Here is a 19,042-nt window from a genome sequence, read left to right as displayed (position 1 = left end):
TTTGATATAAATCTAATTAGACATACATCGAATTTGGAGGCTGATCTCATGCAGTTAGACAGACTGGTGGCATTTCATAAAACGATGGGCGACCCTGCCAGAATACGGATTATAGCACTATTATCGAATGGGCCTCTGCATGGCCAGGCAATTGCAGGCAAATTGGGCCTTACTCCCCCGACGATCACCCATCATTTAAACAAGCTAAAAGCTATTAATAGCATCTATCAGCGCCGTGATAAAAACACCATCTATTATTACGTGAATGAATCGGTTATCAAACAGCAGGCAGAGGTTCTCATTAACCTGTTTGATAAAAAGGAAGGAGAGATGGAAGAAATGCTGGAAATGCATAATGAGAAACAAAAGGTTATCGAAAATTTCATCACAAAAGAAGGGAAGCTCAAGAATATACCGGCACAGCGCAAGAAAAAGCTGTTTATCTTTGAGCATATTGCTTCAGGTCTGAAAATGGGAAAGAAATATCCTGAAAAAGAGCTTAATGAGTATATAAAGAAATTCCATGAAGACTATGCGACGATCAGGAGAGAATTTATCGTCAATCATTTCATGTACAGGGAAAACAGCGTTTATGAGTTGAACCCCCGTGAAATGTGGGCTAAGCCGGAGTAGCTTGATATGGCCTATATGTATGAGCATATACCTGGAACTGATTTTGTCCCAGTCTTTGCTTCGGCTGTTCTTGATGGCCTTATACCAGGTGAGGTACAGGAGAGGCAAGGAAGTCTGCTGATATCCCTCACCAGCGGCATCCACTATGCCGCGGGACGAGCGGGAGAAGGGTCATTTGACCTGCTGGCAGGAAAATTGGATGAAGCAGAGAAAAATGGGAGGCGGTTCACACTTTTTTCCGGCTCTGCCGAACTGGATCAATTCATATCCGGCCAGTTTGGAGAGAGGCTCAATAAGCATCACCGCCATTCCTTTCAAAAATTTTCGCCGGTTCCTAAACTGTCTACCAAAAGCAGCGAAGTCTCCTTTTTTCCACTGGATAGGGAGTCAGCAGGTGAATATCCTGAGTTCCGAATGGATTATTTCAGCACATACTGGGGATCCATTGAGCATTTTCTGAGATCCGGATTCGGCATCAGGGTGCTGATGGGAGAGCAGGTAGCCGGTGAATGTGTTTCTATATTCAGGAGCAATGAATTTGCCGAAATGGATATCCATATAGCAGAAAGTGCCAGGGGAAAGGGGCTGGGAGCCATGCTTGCTGCGAGATTCATTAAAACTGCCCTGGGAAAAAATCTGCAGCCGCGCTGGGATTGCAGCGCGGCCAATCTGGCAAGTAAGAAGCTTGCAGAAAAACTGGGTTTTTCTGAACCTGCGGAATACCTTGTTTTCACCCTGCCGAAACAAGGCTGACAATCCTGCATAAATCCTTTGCATCTGCGATTTCCCTGCGCAGAAGGATCAGGTTTCTCCCTGCAGCCAGTGCAGCTCTCTTGGCAGCCAGGCGCGCCTTTTTGTCTTCTATCCCGTCAAGGTCAGCAACATGGGCCAGTCCGATTGTCCTTCTTATCAGCTCACAGCCTGCAAAGCCAACCGCATCTTCCCAATATTTCTGAAGCACAGCGGATAGAAAACCTTCTGTTCCAGCAAAAGGATCTTTATTATCCTTCTGCCATAAAAGAGAGAAATCATCTGAGAAAGTTCCCCAGAATGTTTCAATATGATGATCTATAAGTCTCGTTTTCTCAGGATTGGCGATAGACTGGAATAACAGATTGGCAATCACCTGTCCGATATCAAAACCTGCAGGGCCGTAGAAAGCAAATTCCGGGTCGATGACTTTTGTCTCCGCATCGGAAGCAAAGATGCTTCCTGTATGCAAATCACCGTGAAGCAGCGCCTCCGCTTCATTTAAGAAAATTTTCCTGAGGCGCGCTGCCTCGAGTTTCAATGCTGAATCAGCCCATAAGGCTTCTGCATCGCCTTTCAGCTCTTCTTCAAAATCATTGGTCGGGCTATTGAAATAAGGATCTGCAAATATCAGGTCTTCCGTAATTTTGCACAGCTCCGGGTTGTAAAATTCTTTGGCAAGCTTTTTCTTATCAGCCTGAAGAAGGCCGTAGTCCGAGGTATAGAACAAAGTTCTTGCCAGGTAGTTTCCAAGATGGCCGGAAAGCAGTGGATATTCTTTTCCAGAGATCAGCCCTGTACGGCTGATCTCCAGGTGTGAAAGATCTTCCATCACAGTCACCGCGAGCTCTTCATCATTGTAGAAAACTTCCGGCACAAAATCCGGAGCAAGCTTTTTAAAAAGTTTAAGCGCTTCTGCTTCAATAGCAGCCCTTTTCAAGGTCAGCGGCCAGCTTTCGCCTACTACCTTGGCAAAAGGGAGAGCCTGCTTGATAATCAGGCTTTTTCCTGTCCCGTTTTCCTTGATCCTAAAGACAAGGTTAAGATTTCCGTCGCCTATTTCTTCCGTGGCTAAAGATGCATTTCCGGGAAACTGGCCAAGGCTTACAGCGAGTTCCGCGGCTGTTTTTTCTGTCAGCGGAGCATATTTATTTTTTACGAGTGTCATCATTTTTCCCTCCTGAATTTGGAGGCTTTATTTATCCATCAGGACATAAAAAAGCCTCTTTCTCATGCTGAAAGAGGCTTGAAGTATTGAGCTTCGCACCTCTTATCTGCCAGAAAGCCAAGCTTTCTGCTGGAATTAGCACCGTGCCTTATGGAGGAATTCTCCGGCGCAAGGATTGCGCCCCATCTCACGATGGAATTACGGTCGGTTGCTGGGCATCATCGGGCCAAGTCCCTCTGCCTGCTCTTGATAAGAGAATATAAGTTTGTATAAACGGCTGCCGCCAGCCATTTGAAAAAATAGTAACAGCGGCATATGTTTTCTGTCAATAAAAATTTAAAAAATTCTAATAGAATTCAGGTTTGCGGTCCGTAAAAACCGGGATGCGTGCCCTCACTTCCTCTACAAGCCTGAGGTCGAGATCTGCTGAAAGGATTTCTTCGTGCTCTGAAGCCTCTGCAACGACTTCGCCCCATGGATTGATGATGATGGAGTGGCCGGCAAATTGATTGGCCGGATCAGATCCGGCCCTGTTGCAGGCAACCACATAGCATTGATTTTCAATGGCTCTTGCAATCAGCAGCGCGCGCCAATGGGCGAGGCGGGGCAGGGGCCATTCAGCCACGACGAAAATGGCTTCTGCTCCTTCAAGTGCATGCTTGCGGATCCATTCAGGAAAACGGATATCGTAGCAGATAAAGCCGGCCATGGGATGGCCATTCAGATTGAAAGAAGCATCCCCGCTCCCGGGTGACAGGTGGAGATGTTCATCCATCAGTTGAAAAAGGTGCAGCTTGCTGTATTGGTGCAGGAGTTCACCTGTGCTGCTGACTGCAAGCAGGGTGTTGAAAACACCATCCTCTGTTTTATTTGCGACGCTTCCTCCAATGAAGGCAGCATGATGCTTATGGGCCATAGTCTGCAAAAACCGGATGCTTGATTCTGCGTGCCTGTCCCCGATTTCTTCCAGTCGGGTTAAATCATAGCCCGTTGTCCACAGCTCAGGCAGCACGATGATATCGGGATTGTCTTTGCTTGCGCGCTCGATCAGCGTTTCAGCTTTTTCGTAATTTTTCTCAGGGCTGCCAAAGGAGATGTCCATTTGGATGCAGGATATTTTCATAGGGTAAACCTCCGTATGCAAAGGATAAAATGATAAAATTGCAGAATATTTCTTTACTTCCTGCCTTTTACGTTATATCTTTGTCATTGGTTTTTCAAATAAAAAAATAATCCACATGTAAAGCAGGTGACTATGTGATGAAAATATTTCCTCAATCTGAACTGTTGCAAAGTCTGCCAAAGCAGTTCTTTGCAACATTGGTGCAAAAAGCAGCCAGGTATGCCGGGCAGGGGCATGATGTCATCAATCTTGGCCAGGGAAACCCTGACAGGCCCACACCGCCGCATATCGTCAGGAAACTTCAGGAAGCAGCCGAAAATCCCCTTAATCATAAATATTCCCCTTTTCGCGGTCAGCACAGCCTGAAAGCTGCAGCAGCTGAATTTTACAAAAGGGAATATGGTGTGGACCTTGATCCGGAAAAGGAAATAGCTATTTTATTCGGCGGGAAGGCTGGCCTGGTTGAAATTCCTCAATGTCTTCTCAATCCAGGGGAAACGATCCTTGTTCCTGACCCGGGGTATCCTGATTATTGGTCAGGAGTGGCCCTTGCGAAAGCTTCTATGGCTGTCATGCCCCTGAAAGAAGAGAATCATTTTCTGCCGGATTATGGTGAGCTTTCTGAGCAGGACATCGAATCAGCCAGGATGATGTTCCTCAATTATCCGAATAATCCGACCGGAGCCACGGCTACGAAGGAATTTTTCGAAGAAACGGTCCGCTTTGCAGCGGAAAATGAAATTTGCGTTGTTCATGATTTCGCCTACGGTGCAATTGGCTTTGACGGCAAAAAGCCAGTCAGCTTCCTGCAGACGGAAGGGGCAAAGGAAACAGGCATTGAAATTTATACACTCTCTAAAACTTACAATATGGCAGGCTGGAGAGTGGGGTTTGCGGCTGGGAATGAAAGTGTGATTGAAGCCATCAATCTTATGCAGGATCATCTGTATGTCAGCCTTTTTGGTGCTGTGCAGGAAGCGGCAGCAGAGGCTTTGTCCGGGCCGCAGGCATGTGTGGATGAACTGGTGCAGGTCTATGCTTCCAGGCGGAAAGCTTTTATTGAAGGCCTTAGGGAGATAGGCTGGGATGTTAAAGCACCGCTAGGATCATTTTTTGCCTGGCTGAAAGTTCCGGAAGGCTGGACGTCTGAGCAATTTGCCGATGTTCTGCTCGAAAAAGCGCAAGTAGTTGTGGCTCCCGGCATCGGATTTGGCGAATATGGAGAAGGATATGTCCGCGCAGGTCTGCTTGCAGATGAAGAGAGGCTTAAAGAGGCAGCAGCAAGGATCGGAAAGTTGAATATTTTTTGAAAAATCAATTGACATGTTTTTATAATCATGTCATAATCCAAATGAATTATTGATTATCTGAAAACTTTAAATTCCACATAGATTTCGTTTTCTTATCAAGAGCAGGCGGAGGGACTAGCCCTATGAAGCCCGGCAACCGACTTTGTAAAAAGCACGGTGCTAATTCTTGCAGCGTTTGAGCTGATAGATGAGAAGATGTTGGACACAGCTCTGACCTCTTCTTTCTGAAGGGGTCTTTTTTATTGATTCTATTTTTTTTATCGTAACTATTCGCAGGTGAGAGAACCGCGATCAGCATGACCATACATAAATGCAGGGGGAACAGGATTATGAGTGAAATTATCGCGTCATATTTACTGAATGGTTCCAGCGGGGATCTGGAGAAAAAGGCAGAGGAAATTGCCTTGGGATTGACGGTAGGATCGTGGACAGATCTGCCGGATCTAGAAAAGGACCAGCTTAAGAAGCATAAAGGGAGAGTCGTTTCTGTTGAAAATGGGGAGCAGGATGGAAATGATGGGGCTGCGCTGATTAAAATTGCCTACCCGGCCGCAAACTTCAGCGCCGACCTGCCTGCTGTTCTGACAACTGTATTTGGAAAGCTTTCGCTCGATGGAAAAATTAAGCTTCTCGACCTGGATGCAGCAGAGAGCTTCAAGCGGAATTTCCCGGGCCCGCTTTTTGGCATTGAAGGAATCCGCAATAAGCTTGGTGTTCACGGACGGCCGCTGTTAATGAGCATCTTCAAAGGCGTGATTGGGAGAGATCTCAATTATCTTCTGAAGCAGCTGAAGGAACAGGCACGCGGGGGAATTGATATCGTTAAGGACGATGAAATTTTCTTTGATAATGAGCTTGCCCCTTTCTCAGAGAGGATTACAGAAGGCAAAAGGGTTCTTAGGGAAGCTTTTGAAGAAACAGGGCACAAAACACTTTACGCAGTGAATCTTACGGGCCGTACGTATGAGCTGAAGGAAAAAGCAAAAAAAGCGGCTGAGCTTGGCGCTGATTTGCTGCTGTTCAATGCCTTTGCCTATGGACTGGATGTTCTTCAGGCATTAAGGGAGGATGGAGATATCGCCCTTCCAATCATGGCTCACCCGGCAGTGAGCGGTGCAATGACTTCTTCTCCTGTTTACGGCTTGAGCCACAGCTTACTGCTTGGAAAGCTGGCCAGGATGGCAGGTGCAGACTTATCCCTGTTTCCGTCGCCATATGGCTCGGTGGCATTGGAGCGGAACCAGGCATTATCCATCAGTTCCGCGCTGACAGAGGATGATATTTATAAAAAAAGCTTTCCTGTTCCTTCAGCCGGGATTCACCCTGGCCTGGTCCCTTTGCTTGTCAGGGACTTCGGGATGGACAGCGTCATAAATGCCGGAGGCGGCGTCCATGGCCACCCTGATGGTGCTAGAGGCGGGGGAGCAGCGTTCCGGCAGGCAATCAGCCTTGTGCTGGAAGGAAAAACCTTGCACCAGCCTCAGCAGGAGTTTCCAGAGCTGGCAAAAGCAATAGCGCTCTGGGGAAGCAAAGAGGTGGCGCAGCATGGATAGGATTGCAGTGTTCTGCGACTTTGACGGGACGATAACAGAATCAGATAATATCATCAGCATCATGAAGCACTTCGCCCCGCCTGAGTGGGAATCGCTGAAGGACAAGGTCCTTGCTGAAGAAATTTCCATTCAGGATGGCGTCGGTCAGATGTTTGCGCTTTTACCGAGCAGCCTGAAGGAGGAAATCACTTCCTATGTCCTCAGTCAGGCAAAGATCAGAAACGGATTTGAAGAGTTCATTGCGTATCTGAAAACAGAAAAAATCCCTTTATACATCGTCAGCGGGGGCATCGACTTTTTCATTCACCCGCTGCTTGAACAGTTCGGCCCTTTTGAAGCCATCTACTGCAATCATTCTGATTTCAGCGGGGAGATGATTAAAATCAACTGGCCGCATGAATGTGATGAAGAATGTGACAACGGATGCGGCTGCTGCAAGCCTTCGATCATGAGATCGCGGGACGAAGAAGGGTTATATAAGATTGTCATCGGCGACAGCATTACAGATCTGCAGGCCGCGAAGCAGGCAGATTTTGTACTGGCAAGAGATCTGCTGCTGCAGAAGAGCAGAGAGCTTGGCCTGGATCACAGGCCGTTTACCGACTTTTTTGATTGCATTACAGAATTAAAGAGATTGATAGGGGTGAAACTATGAGCCTCATCCAGGAAAAATGGGACCAGCTGGCAGATATAAAGGAAGAACTTGCAGGCCGTGACTGGTTTATGGGAACAAGCGGGAACCTTGCGATTAAGGTTGCTGCCGAACCGCTGCAATTCCTCGTTACGGCAAGCGGGAAAGATAAGCGGAAGCGGACAGAAGAGGATTTCCTGCTGGTCGGCCATGATGGGAAGCCGGCAGATGAAACCGGCCTGAAGCCCTCTGCAGAAACGCTTCTCCATGTAGAAATTTATAAAAGGACCAAAGCGGGATGCAGCCTGCACGTCCATACGGTTGACAATAATGTGATTTCTGAATTGTACGGGGATGCAGGATCTGTTGCTTTTAAAGGCCAGGAGCTTATCAAAGCTTTTGATAGGTGGGATGAGGATGCAGTCCTGACGATCCCGATCATTCCTAATCACGCCCATATACCGAAGCTTGCTGAGTCTTTTTCAGAGCATATACTGGCCGACTCGGGTGCTGTCCTGATCCGCAACCATGGCATTACAGTATGGGGCCGAACACCTTTTGAAGCGAAAAAGCTTTTGGAGGCTTCAGAGTTTTTATTCCGTTATCAGCTGAAGCTGCTGCAGCTGAAGCAGATTCAAACCGCTATATAAAAGTTGAAGGGAGACTATAAAGATGGCTTATATCGTATTGCAGGAAACAAGAGAAGAAATCAGGAACCAGGAAGAGGTGGCCTCTTTCCTTGACAGCCAGGAAGTCATTTATGAAAACTGGGATATTCAAAAGCTGCCTGTGGATCTGAGAGAAAAGTATAATCTTTCAGATGAAGAGAAGGAAAGGATCCTTGAGAGTTTTGCCGCTGAAATCAAGGATATCTCTGAACGAAGGGGCTACCAGGCGCAGGACGTTATTTCGCTGTCTGAAAGCACGCCGAATCTTGACCAGCTGCTGAAGAATTTCCAGCAGGAGCACCATCACACAGACGATGAGGTCCGTTTTATTGTCAGCGGGCACGGCGTTTTCATTATACAGGGGAAAGACGGCGGCTTTTTTGAAGTATTCCTGGATCCGGGCGACCTGATTTCTGTGCCGGAAAACATCAGGCATTATTTCACCCTCCAGGAAGATCGCAAGGTTGTCGCCGTACGCATCTTTGTTACCTCTGAAGGCTGGGTTCCAATCTATGAAAAAGAAGGCGCAGAAGCTTAATTAAAGAGAATAGAGGCAGCTGTTCTGCCTGTTAAAAAGGGATCGGGAAAAATACCGGTCCCTTTTTGTCTTTTTGGGAAGATGATATCTATGTGATTAAGAATATTTGCTCCAAAAGTTTGAAACCCTGTTGATTGCAGCGGCAGAGCTGAGACCCCGCAGGAGGCACGACGAGGAGGCTTAGCGCCGCCCCGCGGAAAGCGAAGTGCCTGGAACGGAAATCAACCGCCCCATTCAGGAATAAAAACTATGTACGAAACTAAATGCTAATCGTAATTATGGTCTCTTGAGTTCCCTCAATAAAAAGTCATATAGGGTTTTTCCTTGCGGTAATAATCAAGACGATCCTGCAGGGTTCCGGTGTGATATTCGAATTTATGCCCATCCGGATCCTCAAAATAGATCGACCGGCCGTCTTTTTCATGCCTGCTTCTGCCTGAAAGAATGACAGCCCCGGCTTTTATAAGCCTTTTTTCCAGCCCTGCCAATTCTCCTTCTTCTGCATGAAATGCAATGTGAGTATAAGAATCCTTTATTTCTCCTCTTGGTATATCTTTTTCTTCATTTAAAGCTATCCACAGCCCATCTAAATCAAAGTAGGCAGTTGTCCTGCCGGAAATCAGCAATTTTGCGTTGAATGCTTCCTGATAGAAAGAAATGGATCTCTCAAGATTTGAAACAGAAAAACAAAAATGGTTAATTAGCTGCATTCCTTTTCCCGCTTTCTTTACTTTACCGTCAGAATAAAATCTGCAAAATAAAAAGAAATTTGTCGAAACAATATATTTCGGATTGTGAAACAACATTTTTTCTTGAAGAATTTGTCTAATATTGCGAATCTATTTACTTTTATAGAAATTCTTGTAATAATGCTTCAAGTGGCCTATTATTCCTTGGCATTCCGCAGATGATGTCAAATAGAGAAGGGAAGCTGGGGAAATCGCCTCTGTTTTTATTATTATATAAAGAGAGACATAATTAAAGAGGGAAGATAGAATGATTGGATTATAAAAAAAGGAATGGGACACGGATTAGGAGGAAAAGAAAGTTGTGCCAGTCAAATGAATATTTAATGAAAGAAATCCAGGTGAAAAGGGAAGCGATGATTAAGATTGCAGAGAGAGAAGGAATTTCAAGTGCGGCGACGATCCGCTGCAGCCAGGAGCTTGACAAGCTGATTCTGGAGTTTCAGCAAAGCATGAAGAAAGAGAGCAGAAATCATGAAACTGTTAAGGGACCCTATAAAGAGATGATCCTTTGGCCGAGGGAGCTTGCTAAAGTCTAAGCGGCAGATTTGACAGTTGTCAGCTCTAAAAAGGATTATCCGGGTTCTGCCCAAACATTATTGCGTATCTTATTACTTCAGCCAAAATACTCGCAAATTACACTTCACAGCTATTCTCCTCATAGAAGAAAACAGCACAGCATAAACATTTGGAAAAGCATAGGCTCTGCGGCGGGATCTCCCGGGGCTGATCAAAATCCGTTGAAGAGGGGCCTGTTTTATAAGGGCCCCTCTTCATTTTTATCCTGCAGTTAAAAAATATTGATCAGAAAGATCATGAAGAGCAAGCCTATGATGAAGGAATAAGTGGCAGTGCGTTCGTTTCCGTCTCCATGGCTCTCAGGGATCAGCTCTTTATAAATAATGAAGAGCATGGCGCCTGCGGCGAAAGCAAGGCCATAGGGAACAAGAATGCTGATAAATGATGTAAGATAGAATCCGAGAAGCCCGGTGACGATCTCTATCGCACCTGTCAGGGTGGCAATAATAAATGCCTTGAATTTGTTTATTTTCTGGTTTACCAGAAATAAAGCCACAAGGAATCCTTCAGGGGCATTTTGCAATCCAATGGCAAAGGCGATCAAATTGCCTGTATCTTCTGTGCTCGAAGCGTAGCTGACCCCTACGGATAACCCCTCAGGAATATTATGCAGTGTGATGGCTGCGATGATCAGCATTGCCTTTTCATCAAATTCGAGCCCTTTCTTCGAATGCTGAAGATCAATATGAGGGATATTCTTCTCCAGCAGCGTCAAGGAGAGAACACCGAGGAAAACACCCGCAGCCAGCGGCAGAAATCCACCCGCAGCCAGCGCTTCCGGAATAAGCCCCATCATGGAGGCTGCCATCATGATGCCTGCTGTGAAAGCCAATAGGATGTCTCTCCAGCTGTGGGTGATGCTCCCGTGCATAAACAGTATGATCAAAGCCCCAAGTCCTGTTGAAAGGGCAGACAGTACGCTCCCGATAATTACCTCGCTCATGGTATAAAGCTCCCCGCCTTTCCTTTGAAGCATGATGAGCACCATGCAATCTGGTCTAACCGTATTTATGGGCTTAACGCGCAATACTAATATATACAGCAGAAAGAAAAAAGTTCCCCGTAAAATAATTGTGCAGCTGAAAAGAATATGAAAAAGGCTGTCCAAACCGGTACCAGGGTTCGGACAGCCTGCATAATAGCTGATCTTATATATCTTCGGCCTGCATTTCTGCAAGCTGGCGGTCTGATGGAAGCACAGCCGATAAAAGGCCTAATAGAGGAAGGAAGCCAGTGACAGCCAAAGTCAGGGGAAGGCCGATCATATCTGCGAGCCATCCGAGCGCAACCGAACCGATTGCTCCCATGCCGAAGGCCAGGCCCACTGTGAGACCGGACATGGTGCCGATTTTTCCAGGCACCAGCTCCTGCGCATACACTACAGTAACCGAAAAGCTTGCCATCAGAATAAAGCCGGTTAACAGCAAAAAAATAAAAGCAAGTTCTTTTGGCATATACGGCAGCAGAATTGAAAATGGTGCAGATGCAGCCATTGAGACAAAAATGATTCTCTTTTTTCCAAACCGGTCAGATAATGGGCCGCCAAAGAATGTTCCTGCAGCGCCTGCTGCCAGGAATGCAAATAAAAATACTTGTGCCTGCGTAATCGTGAAGGAATACTCCGTTATCGCGTAAAAAGCATAGAAATTGGTGATGGCTGATATATACCAGGAACGAGCAAATATCAGGAAAAGGATGACGGCCAGTGAAAGTACTATTTTGTTTTTTAGGGCAGTTTGCCGATTTTTGCCGGCCCTGGATTTTTTCAGCCCCAGCTGCTTTTCCTCCTTCAGTCTTCCTGAATACCAGAAGGCGATATAAACAAGAAGGCCGGAAGCGAGGGCTGCAGCCAATGTAAACCAGGAAGCTCCTCTTTGCCCCAGAGGCACAAGAATGAGGGCTGTAATGAGCGGTGCAAGTGCCTGTCCTGTATTGCCTCCCACCTGATAAATTGACTGTGCCAGTCCCCTTTTTGTCCCTGCAGCCATATAAGCGACGCGCGATCCTTCAGGATGGAAAATGGCTGAACCAAGGCCAATCAGCACAACAGACAATACTATTGAAAGAAAATTCCCGGCCAAAGCGAGGCCGAGCACCCCGGCCAGTGAAATGGCCAGCCCAATTGGAAGAGCGAATGGCATCGGCTTACGGTCAGTCAGTATGCCAGTAACCGGCTGGAGGAGCGAAGACACGATGTTAAGGGAAAAAGCAATGAATCCAAGCTCCGTATAAGTCAGCCCCATTGACTTTTCGAGGATGGGAAACATGGCAGGCACTACAGCCTGGATCGTATCGTTCAACAGATGGCAGAGCCCGATGATGAATAAAACTTTATAGGCTGTACCTTCGTTATATTTTTGCTTTTGGACTGCTGCAGGGTGTCCCATTGATTTCCCTCCTGGTGTTTATTTGCCGATAGAGTTCTTGATTGAAATAACACATAATAAAATAGCATAATATATTTTAGTAGATTTATCCATGATTCATTTACAATGGATCTGGGAGGATGTCATTTTTGGAGGCAAATATGGAAAAATATATTCAGGAATTGCTGGATGGCAGCTCCATCCTTAAAGACATGAAGAATACTTATGGACTTGAAGAGGATTGCAGACTTCTTGGGGATTTTGAGAATTTTGTTTATGAAGTAAATAAGGGTGGAACGCCCTACATTCTCAGGCTGACTCATCAATCGCATCGGTCTTTTCACAATATTGCAGCCGAGATTGACTGGCTAAATCATTTATTCTCTGAGGGTATTCAAGTTCCTGAGGTGATTATGGCTTCAGGAGAAAGGATCATAACAGCCGGGTGCAGGGATGGCAGCAGTTTCTACGCCTGTCTGTTTTCGAAAGCTCCGGGCAGGCCAATCAAAGTAACTGATAGAGAGTTTGACAAAGATCTTTTCAGGTCATGGGGCAGGATCATTGCCCAGATGCATGAAGCAACAGCCAATTATAAGGCAAATGCTGAAATTGGAGCAAGGCCGGGCTGGGATGAGGAAGATGTCCTTTTCCCTGAAAGGTATGTTCCCGCAGAAGGGCATGCAAGAATCATTGCGAACAGCAGGGAGCTCATCAGCAGGATTAAAACGCTGCCTGCAGGAAAAGACAGCTTTGGGCTTGTACATACAGATCTTCATTCAGGCAACTTCTTTTTTGATGGAAAAAAGGTCTATCCGTTTGACTTTGATGACTGTGCCTATCACTGGTTTGCCTCAGATATAGCCATCCCGGTGTATTACTCGGTCCTTTACCGCTGCAAAAACGGAACACAGCAGGAGAAAAATGCTTTTGCAGCAGGATTTCTGAAGGAATTTGCTTCAGGATATGAGGAAATCAGGCAGCTTCCTCCCGGGTGGCTTGATCAGCTCCCGATGTTTCTGAAGCTTAGGGATGTTGTCCTCTATACTGTCCTCCATAAAAAGATTGCGCCTGAGGATAGAAGCACTGGACTGCTTTCAATGATGGCTGATTTGAAGGGCAGGATCGAGGACAAACAGCCGATTTTCACCCTTGAATGAGTAAAGCAGAGCACCGTATGGTGCTCTGCTTTACACGTGTTGATAAATTGGGCCTGACACCTTAGTCTTTTACAGGCAGCAGGATCTCAGCTTTTGTGCCTTCATTCACTCTGCTTGAGATGGTGATGCTGCCTCCAAAGGACTCAATGATCCTTTGGCATACAACAAGGCCTAGCCCAGTTCCCATATCCTTTGAAGTGAAAAATGGCGTGAATACCTTCTCAAGGTCTTCCTCACGGATGCCGGAGCCTGTGTCTTCCAGTATGATACTGTGCCATTTGCCGCCGGTGTGCAGGGAGATGGAGAGCCGTCCCCCGTCCGGCATTGCTTCAAAAGCGTTCTTTGCAAGATTGAGAAGTACCTGCTTCAGCTGATCCTGGGTACCCTCGGCAATCGCCGGGTTATCCGGCAGATGGTAGGTGCACTGTACATTTGCCAGGGACGCTTCTGATTCGAAAAGGGGAATCAGGTCAGAAATGATTTCTTTCAGATTGATTTTTTCCAATTTCAGGGCAGCAGGTTTTCCCAGGATCAGAAACTCACTCACAATTTCATTGATTCTGCTTATCTCCGTGTCAATCACTTTAAAGAAGTACTGATCGTCGGAATGTGTGTATTTTTCACTGAGAAGCTGGACAAGCCCTTTTATTCCGGTCAAAGGATTCCGGATTTCGTGGGCTGTACTTGCTGCAAGGGTACCGACCAGCTCAAGCTTCTGCAATTCGTTTTTCTTCTTTTCCTCTGCCGCCTGCTTTTTAAGCATGAAATATTTGATAAAAAAGAAGATGATATGGAAGATGATCAGCAGTCTTGCAATAAATCCCGCAGCCTCTTTAAAGATTGCTGCGTTATCTCTGTCAGGGACTGCTGTTTTGATCGTCCAGGGGAGTCTCTCGATCGGGATCATGACTGTCTGCTTATTGCCAAATGAATCGGAACCGGCCATATTAAAGCTCATGATCGGCGCATCCTCCTGGTTGTAGACGACCAGCCTGGCATCGGGCGTCAGCATGGTCAATATATTTTCAATGTGGTCTACCCTGATCTGTGCTATGGCAATTCCGGCGATCTCCCGGTTCTCTTTAAGCACCGGCGCTGCCAGGCCAATAACCTTCTGGCCGTTTTCGAGCGTTTCCTGCCTGGAGGAAATGACGATATCCTTAGCATCCATCGCTTCCTGTATATAATTTTTTTCGAGCATATTTTTGTTGTCAAACAGAGAGTTTGATCCTGCGATGACTTCTCCGCCGGCATTGGCTACATATAATCCCCCATAGCGTGAATCCATCAGATGGATGCGCTGAAGCAGCGGTGAGATTTTAGCAGGATCCTGCATTTCCGCAGAGGCCGCAATAGAAAGGACCTCAAGGGTAGAAACGGTTTCCGAGATAAAGTCATCCCAATGCCGCTGGTGGATGGCTGCCGTCCACCTGGCAGCTTCCTGGCGGTCGCTGATATTCTGATCCAGCAGCTTGTTCATATAAAAGAGGCTGGAAATGACAGCAGGGATCATAACGGCTGCGAGATACAGAATATAGTTCTTTGGTTTTTTCATTTGTATGTACCTCAATAGATATTTGTATAATTGAGAAGAGCGCCTCGTATCCGGGCGGGCTTATTTGTTATTATACCACTTATGAACAATTCAAGTTTAACAGCAGCCAAGAATGATAAATAGGTACTAAAGGGAGGAGTTAGATGAAAAATAAAGAGATAGTATCGTTCCTGATTACATCTGATTTGCATGGCAGCATCTATCCTTATGATTACAGCACGGGAAAAGAACAAGCAGCGGGGCTTGCCAAACTGGCATCAGTGATCAGGCAGGAGAAGGCGAAGGCAGACCATACACTCCTTCTGGACAATGGCGACCTGATCCAGGGCACGCCGCTTATGTACCATTATTCCCGGTTCTTAAAGCACCGTGTCAATCCCATGGTCCAGGTCCTGAATAAGCTGGAGTATGATGCTGCTGTAATCGGCAACCATGAATTCAATTATGGCATCGAAATGATCAAGAGTGCAGCCAGCGAATCCAATTTCCCCTGGCTGAGCGCCAATGTGCTGCACCGGACAACGAAGGAGCCGTATTTCGGAGTGCCCTATATGATTAAGGAAATGAATGAGCTTAAGATTGCGGTCCTGGGGATTACAACAAGCCATATCCCGAATTGGGAAAGGCCTGACTATATCCAGGAACTTTTCTTCGATTCTGCAATTGAGACCCTTGCACGCTGGATTCCTTATGTAGAAGAAACTGAAAAGCCCGACTTCCTGGCGGTCGCTTATCATGGAGGCTTTGAACGGGATATGGAAACAGGCGCCAAAGCGGAGGAGGAAACAGGAGAAAATGAAGCTTACAGGATCTGCATGGAATTTCCGGAAATCGATCTGCTGATTACCGGCCATCAGCATAGGAGGCTGTCTGGCAAAGAGGTGAACGGGGTGCCGGTCATCATGCCGGGAGCCCATGGAAGCCATTTGGGCAAAGTAGAAGTGACTTTTGAAAAGGTCCGTCATGAATGGACAATCGCCGGCCTCGACTCATCTTTGATCAGCAATGAAGGTGAGTGTGATAAGGAAATCATCCACGATGCAAGCTTTTACGAAAATGAAACGCAAAAGTGGCTTGATGAAGAAATCGGCTCTCTGACAGAAAGTATGCTGATCACAGATCCACTGGAAGCCAGGATCAGGGAGCATCCATTGATTGAACTGGTTAACCGCGTCCAGATGGATGCTTCCGGGGCAAAGATATCCTGTACAGCCCTGTTCAATGAAGGAGCACCGGGGTTCAGCAGCACGGTGACCATGAGAGATATCATGACCAATTATATTTATCCAAACACACTTGCTGTATTGCAGATAACAGGCCAGGACATTAAAGATGCACTGGAAAGGTCTGCCTCCTACTTCAGGGTCGGTGAAGATGGGGAAATTGCGGTCAATCCGTCATTTTCAAAGCCTAAGCCGCAGCATTATAATTATGATATGTGGGAAGGGATCGAATATGAACTGAATCTATCCCAGCCTGAAGGAAGCCGTGTCACTGTTTTGGAGCACAGAGGAGAGGCCATGAAAATGGATGAAGTGTTTGAGGTGGTCATGAACCACTACCGTGCAGGTGGAGGAGGCGGCTACTGGATGTTTAAGAACAAACCTGTTATCCGGGAAATCCATAAGGACATGACAGAACTGCTGGCTGAATATATCAGGAAAGAACAGCCTGTAAAGGCAGAAGTGAATGCAAACTGGAAGGTTACAGCCAATTCTCATTTATTGCAGCCCAAAAATTGACACAAGAGGCAAGCTTCCTTATAATAATGCTGAATTTGAGATAAAATAACGTGTTAAAGGATCTGTTTAAAAATGGGGAATGAACAGGTAAATCAATCATTAAAGCTTTTTATCGTTTTATCAAGGGCCTGCAGGGCTGTTAATGAGAATGTCAATAAGCTGATTCAGACATACGGATTGAATCCGACTGAATTTGCGGTGCTTGAGCTGCTCTATCACAAAGGAGACCAGCCGCTGCAGCAAATCGGCGGCAAAATCCTGCTCGCAAGCGGCAGTATTACTTATGTTGTGGACAAGCTTGAGGAAAAAGGGTACCTCCGCCGGGTGGCCTGCCCGACAGACCGGCGCGTGACATTTGCCCAGATTACAGAAAAAGGCAAAGCGTTCATTGAGGAGATCTTTCCGTCTCATGAGCAGTTCATCCATGAACTGATGTCAGAGCTATCTAATGAAGAAAAGCAGACAGCGATCGATCTTTTAAAGAAGCTCGGCTTATCTGTCGGAAGATTTTAAAGCAAAGCACAGTGATCTTGCTGTGTTTTTTGTTTTTTAGGAGGATTTTCCTGTTGGATGTCGAATCTTTAGTATGGTTTTTTAAAATAAAGCTATTCGGGGGGAAAAGAATGAAATTCAGTGAATATACATATGTCCGTCCAGACATGGACGAAGCAGGAAGGAAATTTGAAGCTGCACTGGAGAGGTTCAGGGGGGCAGCAAGTGCCGATGAACAGAATGAAGCGATGAAGGAGATCAATCAGATTCGCAACGATATCGGGACAATGTTCAACTTATGCTATATCCGCCATTCAATTGATACTAATGATGAATTTTATAAAAATGAACAAGACTATATGGATGAAGTACAGCCGCAGCTGGAAGGGTTTGTAACAGATTACTATAAAGAACTGGTAGATTCCAAGTTTCGTTCAGAACTTGAAGGAAAATGGGGTAAGCAGCTTTTTGCGCTGGCAGATGCCCAGCTGAAGGTATTCAAGCCGGAAATCCTGCCACTTATGCAGAAGGAGAATAAGCTATCTTCTGAATATACGAAGCTGATGGCCTCCGCCAAGATCGATTTTGAAGGGGAAGAGCGTACACTGGCCCAAATGGAGCCATTTACCGAGTCGACCGACAGGGAAATGAGAAAGAGGGCCCAGGAGGCACGTTTCGGATTCCTTGCTGACAATGAAGAGGAGCTTGACCGTATCTATGACGATCTTGTAAAAGTCAGGACAGAAATCGCACATAAGCTTGGCTATAATAACTTTGTAGAGCTGGCTTACTACAGAATGTACCGGACGGATTATAATGCAGAAATGGTCGCCAAATTCCGCGGACAGGTCAAAGAGCATATAGTCCCGATCGCGACAAAGCTAAAGCAGCGCCAGCAGGAAAGAATCGGACTTGATGAATTAAAATACTATGATGAGCCTTTCCAATATAAGACGGGCAATGCAGCACCGAAGGGAAGCCCTGAGTGGATCATTGAAAACGGCCAGAAAATGTATGACGAACTCTCAGAAGAAACAGGCAGATTCTTTTCTTTTATGAATGAAAATCAGCTGATGGATCTTGTGGCGAAGAAGGGGAAAGCAGGAGGCGGCTACTGCACCTATATTGAAAACCATAAAGCACCTTTCATCTTTTCCAATTTCAATGGCACTTCAGGTGATATCGATGTGCTGACACATGAAGCCGGCCATGCTTTCCAGGTATATTCCAGCAGCCATTTTGAAATTCCTGAATACAACTGGCCGACATATGAAGCAGCGGAAATACATTCCATGAGCATGGAGTTCTTTACATGGCCATGGATGGAAAATTTCTTTAAGGAAGATACAGATAAGTATAAGTTTTCCCATCTGAGCTCTGCATTGCTTTTCCTTCCTTATGGCGTAAGCGTAGACGAATTCCAGCATTGGGTATACGAAAACCACACTGCTACTCCGCAGGAACGTAAGCAGGCCTGGAGGGAAATTGAGAGGAAATATCAGCCGCATAAAGACTATGAAGGAAATGAGTATTTGGAGAATGGCGGTTTCTGGCAGCGCCAGGGGCATATCTTTAATTCTCCTTTCTATTATATCGATTATACACTTGCACAGATTTGCGCTTTCCAGTTCTGGAAGCGTTCAAGGGAAAACCAGGAAGAGGCATGGAGTGATTATGTCAAGCTGTGCGGATTAGGCGGAAGCCTTCCTTTCACAGAGCTGGTCAAGGAAGCCAATCTTCTTTCGCCATTCGAGGAAGGCTGTGTAGAATCCGTAATTGGTGAAATTGAAAGCTGGCTGAATTCTGTAGATGACAAAAGCCTGTAAAATTAGATGAGCCGGGGATTCCCCGGCTCTTTCTTGCTGTTCAGGAAATTTTAAATCGTATATCCTGGGGACTATTTTCAATACCTGATCAATGTCCGGCAGCTGCGCCGGGATCACAAACCAAACCTCCCAAAAAGTCAAAGAATTCCTTTCCGTGAGGCACCCAGGAAGCTGGCCATGCCGACGTTGCCACAGGACTTGGCGT

Annotated in this window: 18 protein-coding genes and 2 riboswitches; of the genes, 12 read left to right on the top strand and 6 right to left on the bottom strand. The window is 46.2% G+C overall.

The window, feature by feature from the left end:
- Positions 1-48 precede the first annotated feature (48 nt).
- Positions 49-633: a DUF2087 domain-containing protein gene (locus tag RBB45_RS17845; RefSeq protein ID WP_094768838.1), complete on the top strand. Its 585-nt coding sequence runs from the start codon at positions 49-51 to the stop codon at positions 631-633.
- A 6-nt stretch (positions 634-639) separates the two neighbouring features.
- A complete protein-coding gene (locus tag RBB45_RS17840) occupies positions 640-1,386 on the top strand; it encodes a GNAT family N-acetyltransferase (RefSeq protein ID WP_094768839.1) in 747 nt (248 codons plus the stop codon).
- Here RBB45_RS17840 and mtnK read toward each other — a convergent pair.
- Both mtnK and RBB45_RS17830 read right to left on the bottom strand, forming a co-directional pair.
- Entirely contained in the window at positions 1,364-2,554 is a 1,191-nt protein-coding gene (mtnK, locus tag RBB45_RS17835) for an S-methyl-5-thioribose kinase (RefSeq protein ID WP_306010045.1), read from the bottom strand. The two genes, RBB45_RS17840 and mtnK, sit on opposite strands and share 23 nt — an antisense overlap.
- A gap of 96 nt (positions 2,555-2,650) precedes the next feature.
- Positions 2,651-2,807: riboswitch (SAM riboswitch) on the bottom strand.
- A 90-nt stretch (positions 2,808-2,897) separates the two neighbouring features.
- The gene (locus RBB45_RS17830) at positions 2,898-3,674 is read right to left on the bottom strand and encodes a carbon-nitrogen family hydrolase (RefSeq protein ID WP_009794257.1); all 777 of its coding nucleotides are present in this window, start codon (positions 3,672-3,674) and stop codon (positions 2,898-2,900) included.
- Positions 3,675-3,811: 137 nt separating this feature from the next.
- Here RBB45_RS17830 and RBB45_RS17825 point away from each other — a divergent pair, with 137 nt between their 5' ends.
- The 5 genes from RBB45_RS17825 (at position 3,812) to RBB45_RS17805 (ending at position 8,374) form a co-directional block, all read left to right on the top strand.
- On the top strand, positions 3,812-4,984 hold the full coding sequence (locus RBB45_RS17825; RefSeq protein ID WP_009794258.1) for a pyridoxal phosphate-dependent aminotransferase: 1,173 nt from the start codon (positions 3,812-3,814) through the stop codon (positions 4,982-4,984).
- A gap of 89 nt (positions 4,985-5,073) precedes the next feature.
- Positions 5,074-5,178: riboswitch (SAM riboswitch) on the top strand.
- Between the two features lie 135 nt (positions 5,179-5,313).
- A complete protein-coding gene (gene mtnW / locus RBB45_RS17820; protein WP_129611846.1) occupies positions 5,314-6,537 on the top strand; it encodes a 2,3-diketo-5-methylthiopentyl-1-phosphate enolase in 1,224 nt (407 codons plus the stop codon).
- A complete protein-coding gene (locus RBB45_RS17815; protein WP_306010044.1) occupies positions 6,530-7,192 on the top strand; it encodes a 2-hydroxy-3-keto-5-methylthiopentenyl-1-phosphate phosphatase in 663 nt (220 codons plus the stop codon). The genes mtnW and RBB45_RS17815 overlap by 8 nt, the downstream gene beginning before the upstream one ends.
- Positions 7,189-7,818 carry a methylthioribulose 1-phosphate dehydratase gene (locus RBB45_RS17810; RefSeq protein WP_009794262.1) on the top strand — a complete coding sequence of 210 codons (630 nt, stop codon included), beginning with the start codon at positions 7,189-7,191 and terminating at the stop codon, positions 7,816-7,818. Before RBB45_RS17815 ends, RBB45_RS17810 begins: the two co-directional genes overlap by 4 nt.
- A gap of 22 nt (positions 7,819-7,840) precedes the next feature.
- Positions 7,841-8,374 carry a cupin domain-containing protein gene (locus tag RBB45_RS17805; protein ID WP_009794263.1) on the top strand — a complete coding sequence of 178 codons (534 nt, stop codon included), beginning with the start codon at positions 7,841-7,843 and terminating at the stop codon, positions 8,372-8,374.
- A gap of 296 nt (positions 8,375-8,670) precedes the next feature.
- Here the strand turns inward: RBB45_RS17805 and fosB are convergent, their stop codons facing one another.
- Positions 8,671-9,084 (bottom strand): metallothiol transferase FosB, encoded by a 414-nt coding sequence (fosB, locus tag RBB45_RS17800; protein WP_022543648.1) that lies wholly within the window; start codon positions 9,082-9,084, stop codon positions 8,671-8,673.
- Between the two features lie 338 nt (positions 9,085-9,422).
- Here fosB and RBB45_RS17795 point away from each other — a divergent pair, with 338 nt between their 5' ends.
- Complete coding sequence (locus tag RBB45_RS17795; RefSeq protein ID WP_022543649.1) at positions 9,423-9,659, top strand: aspartyl-phosphate phosphatase Spo0E family protein; 237 nt, start codon at positions 9,423-9,425, stop codon at positions 9,657-9,659.
- Positions 9,660-9,910: 251 nt separating this feature from the next.
- On the opposite strand, the gene RBB45_RS17790 is transcribed toward RBB45_RS17795, so the two are convergent.
- Positions 9,911-10,642 carry a ZIP family metal transporter gene (locus tag RBB45_RS17790; RefSeq protein WP_009794266.1) on the bottom strand — a complete coding sequence of 244 codons (732 nt, stop codon included), beginning with the start codon at positions 10,640-10,642 and terminating at the stop codon, positions 9,911-9,913.
- Positions 10,643-10,847: 205 nt separating this feature from the next.
- Entirely contained in the window at positions 10,848-12,086 is a 1,239-nt protein-coding gene (locus RBB45_RS17785; RefSeq protein ID WP_306010043.1) for an MFS transporter, read from the bottom strand.
- Positions 12,087-12,226: 140 nt separating this feature from the next.
- Between RBB45_RS17785 and RBB45_RS17780 the strand changes: the two genes are divergently transcribed.
- Positions 12,227-13,222 carry a phosphotransferase enzyme family protein gene (locus tag RBB45_RS17780; protein WP_306010042.1) on the top strand — a complete coding sequence of 332 codons (996 nt, stop codon included), beginning with the start codon at positions 12,227-12,229 and terminating at the stop codon, positions 13,220-13,222.
- Positions 13,223-13,283: 61 nt separating this feature from the next.
- Here RBB45_RS17780 and RBB45_RS17775 read toward each other — a convergent pair whose 3' ends face one another.
- On the bottom strand, positions 13,284-14,777 hold the full coding sequence (locus RBB45_RS17775) for an ATP-binding protein (protein ID WP_306010041.1): 1,494 nt from the start codon (positions 14,775-14,777) through the stop codon (positions 13,284-13,286).
- Positions 14,778-14,920: 143 nt separating this feature from the next.
- Between RBB45_RS17775 and RBB45_RS17770 the strand changes: the two genes are divergently transcribed.
- The 3 genes from RBB45_RS17770 to RBB45_RS17760 all read left to right on the top strand — a co-directional run bounded on the left by RBB45_RS17770 (position 14,921) and on the right by RBB45_RS17760 (position 18,837).
- On the top strand, positions 14,921-16,519 hold the full coding sequence (locus RBB45_RS17770; protein WP_129611844.1) for a bifunctional metallophosphatase/5'-nucleotidase: 1,599 nt from the start codon (positions 14,921-14,923) through the stop codon (positions 16,517-16,519).
- A 72-nt stretch (positions 16,520-16,591) separates the two neighbouring features.
- Entirely contained in the window at positions 16,592-17,032 is a 441-nt protein-coding gene (locus RBB45_RS17765) for a MarR family winged helix-turn-helix transcriptional regulator (protein ID WP_009794271.1), read from the top strand.
- Between the two features lie 110 nt (positions 17,033-17,142).
- Positions 17,143-18,837, top strand: a complete 1,695-nt coding sequence (locus RBB45_RS17760; RefSeq protein ID WP_009794272.1) for a M3 family oligoendopeptidase — start codon at positions 17,143-17,145, stop codon at positions 18,835-18,837.
- The last annotated feature ends 205 nt before the right edge of the window (positions 18,838-19,042 follow it).

The organism is Bacillus sp. MMSF_3328, from assembly GCF_030733525.1.
Taxonomy (GTDB): domain Bacteria; phylum Bacillota; class Bacilli; order Bacillales; family Cytobacillaceae; genus Bacillus_AB; species Bacillus_AB infantis.
This window is presented reverse-complemented; position numbering and strand designations above follow the sequence as displayed.

Bases quoted from the DNA above. Each gene is read 5' to 3' on its own strand.
- RBB45_RS17845 (WP_094768838.1), top strand. From the start codon at position 49: ATGCAGTTAGACAGACTGGTGGCATTTCATAAAACGATGGGCGACCCT.
- RBB45_RS17840 (WP_094768839.1), top strand. From the start codon at position 640: ATGGCCTATATGTATGAGCATATACCTGGAACTGATTTTGTCCCAGTC.
- mtnK (WP_306010045.1), bottom strand. From the start codon at position 2,554: ATGATGACACTCGTAAAAAATAAATATGCTCCGCTGACAGAAAAAACA.
- RBB45_RS17830 (WP_009794257.1), bottom strand. From the start codon at position 3,674: ATGAAAATATCCTGCATCCAAATGGACATCTCCTTTGGCAGCCCTGAG.
- RBB45_RS17825 (WP_009794258.1), top strand. From the start codon at position 3,812: ATGAAAATATTTCCTCAATCTGAACTGTTGCAAAGTCTGCCAAAGCAG.
- mtnW (WP_129611846.1), top strand. From the start codon at position 5,314: ATGAGTGAAATTATCGCGTCATATTTACTGAATGGTTCCAGCGGGGAT.
- RBB45_RS17815 (WP_306010044.1), top strand. From the start codon at position 6,530: ATGGATAGGATTGCAGTGTTCTGCGACTTTGACGGGACGATAACAGAA.
- RBB45_RS17810 (WP_009794262.1), top strand. From the start codon at position 7,189: ATGAGCCTCATCCAGGAAAAATGGGACCAGCTGGCAGATATAAAGGAA.
- RBB45_RS17805 (WP_009794263.1), top strand. From the start codon at position 7,841: ATGGCTTATATCGTATTGCAGGAAACAAGAGAAGAAATCAGGAACCAG.
- fosB (WP_022543648.1), bottom strand. From the start codon at position 9,084: ATGCAGCTAATTAACCATTTTTGTTTTTCTGTTTCAAATCTTGAGAGA.
- RBB45_RS17790 (WP_009794266.1), bottom strand. From the start codon at position 10,642: ATGAGCGAGGTAATTATCGGGAGCGTACTGTCTGCCCTTTCAACAGGA.
- RBB45_RS17785 (WP_306010043.1), bottom strand. From the start codon at position 12,086: ATGGGACACCCTGCAGCAGTCCAAAAGCAAAAATATAACGAAGGTACA.
- RBB45_RS17780 (WP_306010042.1), top strand. From the start codon at position 12,227: ATGGAAAAATATATTCAGGAATTGCTGGATGGCAGCTCCATCCTTAAA.
- RBB45_RS17775 (WP_306010041.1), bottom strand. From the start codon at position 14,777: ATGAAAAAACCAAAGAACTATATTCTGTATCTCGCAGCCGTTATGATC.
- RBB45_RS17770 (WP_129611844.1), top strand. From the start codon at position 14,921: ATGAAAAATAAAGAGATAGTATCGTTCCTGATTACATCTGATTTGCAT.
- RBB45_RS17765 (WP_009794271.1), top strand. From the start codon at position 16,592: ATGGGGAATGAACAGGTAAATCAATCATTAAAGCTTTTTATCGTTTTA.
- RBB45_RS17760 (WP_009794272.1), top strand. From the start codon at position 17,143: ATGAAATTCAGTGAATATACATATGTCCGTCCAGACATGGACGAAGCA.